The sequence below is a fragment of the Alistipes sp. An66 genome (assembly GCF_002161445.1).
Classification (GTDB): Bacteria; Bacteroidota; Bacteroidia; order Bacteroidales; family Rikenellaceae; genus Alistipes; species Alistipes cottocaccae.
Genome location: NZ_NFHT01000035.1, coordinates 1 through 4,851 on the forward strand (window position 1 = coordinate 1; position 4,851 = coordinate 4,851).

Sequence of the window (4,851 nt, forward strand, 5' to 3'; positions counted from 1 at the left end):
TTGTCAACACCATAAGTCTACTCTTTTTTAGTTTTTTGTTGATTCCCTATACAAATCTAAAAAATCTGTAGACTTTTTTATTTATCCTTCTCCAGACACACTTTTGGGAACAGTATCTCCGAATCTGATGACTACAACGCCGTCACGATGGGACTGTCCAAACAGTTCGTGATGTCGATGGAACGGCTCCGGGAAAGGCTGACGGACTGAAGGCTGCACCTGTTCCGAGAGGAAACGCTGGGTTGCCTTATGACTGCACACATCCTGGATCTGTACGACATCCACGCACGCGGCCAGGCTGCTGCAACGGTTTATCGGAATGTTTTACAACAGGGAGTACATCCTGCACCGGGATGTCCCCTACTATACCTCCCCTCCCGCCTCTGTGTCACTCTCCACTACCTCTCCGAGATTTGCAGGAAAGCCTGCGGCATACCGGTCACTTACTGGATAGACCGCTTCACCCTGCATGAGATTGCGAACCTCCTGTGCCAAAAGGAACTGCCTCTGTCGGAGATAGCCGCCGGGATGAACTTCTCGTCATTTTCCTATTTCAGCCGGTATGTATCCAGACATTTCGGCATTTCCCACACAATGTCTACAGGGAGTCATTAAACCGAGTACGTTAAAATAGGCGAAATGCAAACTATAACTCGATGTCTCCGTCAACACTGCCCTGCTGCCCCCATCCTTCTATCTGCACTCCGTCTAGTTCAATCTTATCGGAGGATACATTTATTTGAACTGTCAGGCATCTTCCTCCATCAAGCATGCTGACGGGCCTGCCGTCCTGATCATTGTCGGGAACACTTAGTGTACGCACCATGTCACCGAGACTTACTTCAAGCGTCACATTGTCTTTTTCCTGAGGAACTATAAAACATGATACCTGACTGCCCTGCATGGTTCCCACCTCTGACAGTCCGGAGGCCGTACCGTTCTGTATTGCCCCTTTTGCCAGATCTATGCCGCATGAGGAAAGAGCCTTGACCGATGTGGATATCTCAGACAGCTGCTCATCCGTCAAATCATCGGACACATACTTTACCACAAGTTTGTGCAGAGCATGCTTGAATACCAGACTCACTGCATCTTCTGAGTTTTTCCCGACTTGCACCGCCTCGGCCAGCAACAGGTCGGTTTTTTCCGCTGGGGAGACGACAAATGTCAATATTCCGTCCACTGCCTTCCCCTGGACAGGATAGCAGCCTGAGAAATATACGTTCCCGGCATCTTCCGGCAGATTGAGATCCGCCCATGAGAGATCAGTCGTCCCGACAGTGTAGCTTGTGTCTATATTCGGGAAACCGCTTCCTGAAACCACAAGCGTAAAGATATCCCCGTTGGAGAAATTTCCCTCTCCGTTCCCGTCAAGTGCGGGTGATTTGGTCAGGGCCTCGATGGATGTCCGGATATCTATCATCCTGTCAGTCTCATCTGTGCCTTTGTCCACAGGGGATTTCTCGCAGGAAACAGTCATCATTGCAAACAGGACAACCACTGCTATAATTAAACTGTAATATTTCGTCGTATTGTTCATCGTTATTTCAACTTATTGAATAAAACTTTCATTAATCTCAACTTCGGGAAATTCTTTCTGCCAGATATCCCGTTTCAAATCCACAACCGTTATACAGGATATGGGATATATGCTGGAATCTCCCATCAGCACTTTCCAAGGTCCATCTTCCCGGTATCTAATCTCCTGGCGTATCAGGCGGTGGCGCTGGTAATTATTGGAACCTCCATTAACCTCAAAGTTATAATGGTCATTATTGTCTACATAATATATGGCGGATACATAACCCTCATCATCAAATTCCACACCCCAGATTGTCATAACGTGCGTAACCCCTTGGTTCAGGTTAGACTGTTCGAAACCCAGCCCCTGCTTATTTTCCAGAGCGCCTTTGATAATCCTGTTGAAACTCTCTTTATTCATGGCGTCTTCAGGTCTGAACGCAACATCTATGTTGTCGAATATTTCCGTGAAATATCCTCCATAATTGTCATCAATATCAGGATCAGGAGATGATATTCCCGGAGTCCCGCAGATAAACCAGTTAATTCCGACGGCATCCGAACCCCCTCTGTTTCTGGATATGTCTCTGAAAAAGTCGAAAATTTCACTGCCTTCAGTATCGGAAAACCCGAAAGAGGGACGCGGATATGCCGGCCATGGATTTGAACTGTACCTTGCATCATACGCCTCGATATACGGTTCATTGAGCCGTGTCCACCAATGCAGCAGATTTGACGCACCCGCCGCCCAGCACATATTGCTGTCATGGTATCCAGGATGGGATCCACTATCGTCCGGATCGTCCTTATCGCAGTCATACCATAAAAAGTCGCTCTGCCAGTTCAGATACGCAATGCCGGATACTTTGTACCATATACCGTTGGGGAAGTTTTCAGGCACCAAGAAACTGTACTCAGGGACGGACTCGTTGTCTTTTGGATAATCGGGCAGGCTGGCGGTCTTGACCCCGTAAACCCAGCACGTCTTGCCGCCGTAGTCTATATCCGGGTCAGGATCAGGATCCGGGTCAGGGTCGGTTCCGATATCTCCGTCGGATTTGAGACGCAGGTTGAGTACGGTCTCCTTCCCGCTCTCCAACACACTGCTTTCTCCGATCGTAGCCGGTGCCTTGTAGACGGATGTCTTTCCACCTGCGGAAATCTCCACCCATCCTTCGGCATATTCCCCAAGATCCCCGGGGAAAAGAATCGCCGAATACTTTCCCTCGGACAATATGCGGGGCGTTATGTCCTCCATTGTACCGGAAGGAGTGTCAATACCTCCTGTCGAGAGGTCGAATGAGCCTTCCGTAATATTCCTCACAGTGACAGTCAGATCATCAGGAAGAGAGCCTTCGTCACTTGAGATATTGATTGACAGACGGTGCATACCGTGCATAAAGGGCATCTCTATCACATCCCCGGTAATATCTTCCTGCTCTATGTCAAGGTGGCTCCACAACAAGTCAGAGTCCTCATACCCGTTACCGGTCTGGTCGGTGTCCACACGATGCGTGTGCAGGTTTGTCTCAGGCGAGACATCCTCTCTGGCCGGATAGTATGCTGAAAGGCGCACAGTACCCGAGCCAAGCTCACTTTTCTGCAGTTTCGGAGTCCATTGCCCGTCCTCCATGGTCAGTATGACCTGTCTTGTCTGCTCTCCATAGATATAAAGTCCGACTTTGTCTCCTTCTGTGAAAGATCCGCTGCCGTCTTCTCCAATCTCAGCTTTCGTACCCTCATTGTCTTGCGTGAAGACCATCTCTACATACTCACTGTCATTCTTCGAGGATGAATAGTCCTCAAATTCCGCGCATCCGGACAATAACACCGGAACTGCTGCCAATAACCGGAACAGGTGCTTACTTGTAATCAATTCTTTGTCCATTTTATGGATAGTTGAATTTCACCGCAAAAGTAGTAAAAAAACAACACATTGACATTAGAATCTGTTTAAATTTATTTATAATTAGTTGTAAATCAGTAGGTTAATTGGAATATTTTTCGTAACTTTATGATTATCAAGACATTAAAGTTATGCATAAGTACCCAACCAACCTGACTGATAAACAGTGGCAGGTTATAAAAAATATGTTAGACCCCAAAGAAAGATTCAGAAAATATTCACTGCGCTCTGTTTTTGACGGCATCCTGTACATCGTGAAGACCGGCGTGCAGTGGAGAATGCTCCCCTCGGATTTCGCTCCGTGGCAGACAGTGTATTACTATTTCAGCAAGTGGAAGAACGAGGGCCTGCTTGAAGAGATCTTCGACACCCTCCGCGGCATTGTCCGCCGTCTTTCGGGCAGGGCGGAGAGTCCCAGCCTTGGGATCATCGACTCAAGGAGTGTCAGGACCTCCCATCATATTGATGGTCAAAGGGGAATAGACGGAAACAAAAAGATAAAGGGCAGGAAGGAGCACATAGTGGTTGACACTCTGGGGCTGCCCATGTCAGTGAGAGTCCATCCGGCTAACGTCCATGACAGCGTAGGGGCGGAAGAGGGTTCGAATCCATGAGATACAAATTCCCTGGGCTGAAACGGATTCTGGCGGACGGAGGTTACAGGGGCGAGACTGTCAGGAACACGGTCATGAGACTGCTGCATTGCGACCTGGATGTCGTACTCAGGTCTGACAAACGGACGGACAGATTTGTCCCCATGCCAAAAAGATGGATTGTCGAGCGCACTTTCTCATGGCTCGAGAACTTCAGGAGACTGACCATTGACTATGAATACAGGGCCGATACGCACGAAGCCATGATGCATATCGCTGCCATAAAATTATTTTTGAATAAAATTTAAACAGTTTCTCATCAAACCAAACTTGTAAATTGATAGCAGAATACAAAGAACAATTTCCTAGCGATGAATATAAAATAACTCGTCTTTTAGATAAAATAAGTTTGATGACACCAGAAAATATACATATCAATACATTTATGTATGAGCCCTTAATTGATATGTCTATCATACACTTAGTCAAGCTCTATGAATTGGTTAAATCTGAAAAGGATAGAATAGAGCAACTCCAATTTAATGGATGAAGACGTATATTTTGTGTAGACAGGAGTTATTTCTGCAAATAAAGATAAAAGCAACATTTGGAGTGATAATATACAGTCAAGTGTGACTTTGATTATGCAGCCATAAATCATTATAGATAGGATGAAAAAAGTTAATAACAAATTTTGATTAGTTAAATTAAGTCATTAGCGTCCCGTTAAAATGGGACGAGTTAAACAATTAATCAAATAGCCCCGGAATAATGGGATTATATAGATCTTTGACATCATTGAAATTAGTCTTGTCGAACAGGTCACGCAAG

5 protein-coding genes are annotated in these 4,851 nt (G+C 46.2%); 3 read left to right on the forward strand and 2 right to left on the reverse strand.

The genetic code is table 11. From position 1 onward, the window contains the following. The first annotated feature begins 249 nt into the window (after nt 1-249). Complete coding sequence (locus B5G16_RS12295) at nt 250-615, forward strand: helix-turn-helix domain-containing protein (RefSeq protein ID WP_239406117.1); 366 nt, start codon at nt 250-252, stop codon at nt 613-615. A gap of 31 nt (nt 616-646) precedes the next feature. On the opposite strand, the gene B5G16_RS12300 is transcribed toward B5G16_RS12295, so the two are convergent. Both B5G16_RS12300 and B5G16_RS12305 read right to left on the reverse strand, forming a co-directional pair. After that, the gene (locus B5G16_RS12300; RefSeq protein WP_087264332.1) at nt 647-1,540 is read right to left on the reverse strand and encodes a fimbrillin family protein; all 894 of its coding nucleotides are present in this window, start codon (nt 1,538-1,540) and stop codon (nt 647-649) included. A gap of 12 nt (nt 1,541-1,552) precedes the next feature. Next, nucleotides 1,553-3,409, reverse strand: coding sequence for an IdeS/Mac family cysteine endopeptidase (locus tag B5G16_RS12305; RefSeq protein WP_087264334.1), 1,857 nt, complete (start codon nt 3,407-3,409; stop codon nt 1,553-1,555). Between the two features lie 203 nt (nt 3,410-3,612). Between B5G16_RS12305 and B5G16_RS12970 the strand changes: the two genes are divergently transcribed. Next, on the forward strand, nt 3,613-4,041 hold the full coding sequence (locus tag B5G16_RS12970; protein WP_262481328.1) for an IS5 family transposase: 429 nt from the start codon (nt 3,613-3,615) through the stop codon (nt 4,039-4,041). 74 nt (nt 4,042-4,115) lie between these two features. Then, on the forward strand, nt 4,116-4,328 hold the full coding sequence (locus B5G16_RS12975; protein ID WP_262481329.1) for a transposase: 213 nt from the start codon (nt 4,116-4,118) through the stop codon (nt 4,326-4,328). Nucleotides 4,329-4,851: the final 523 nt, after the last annotated feature.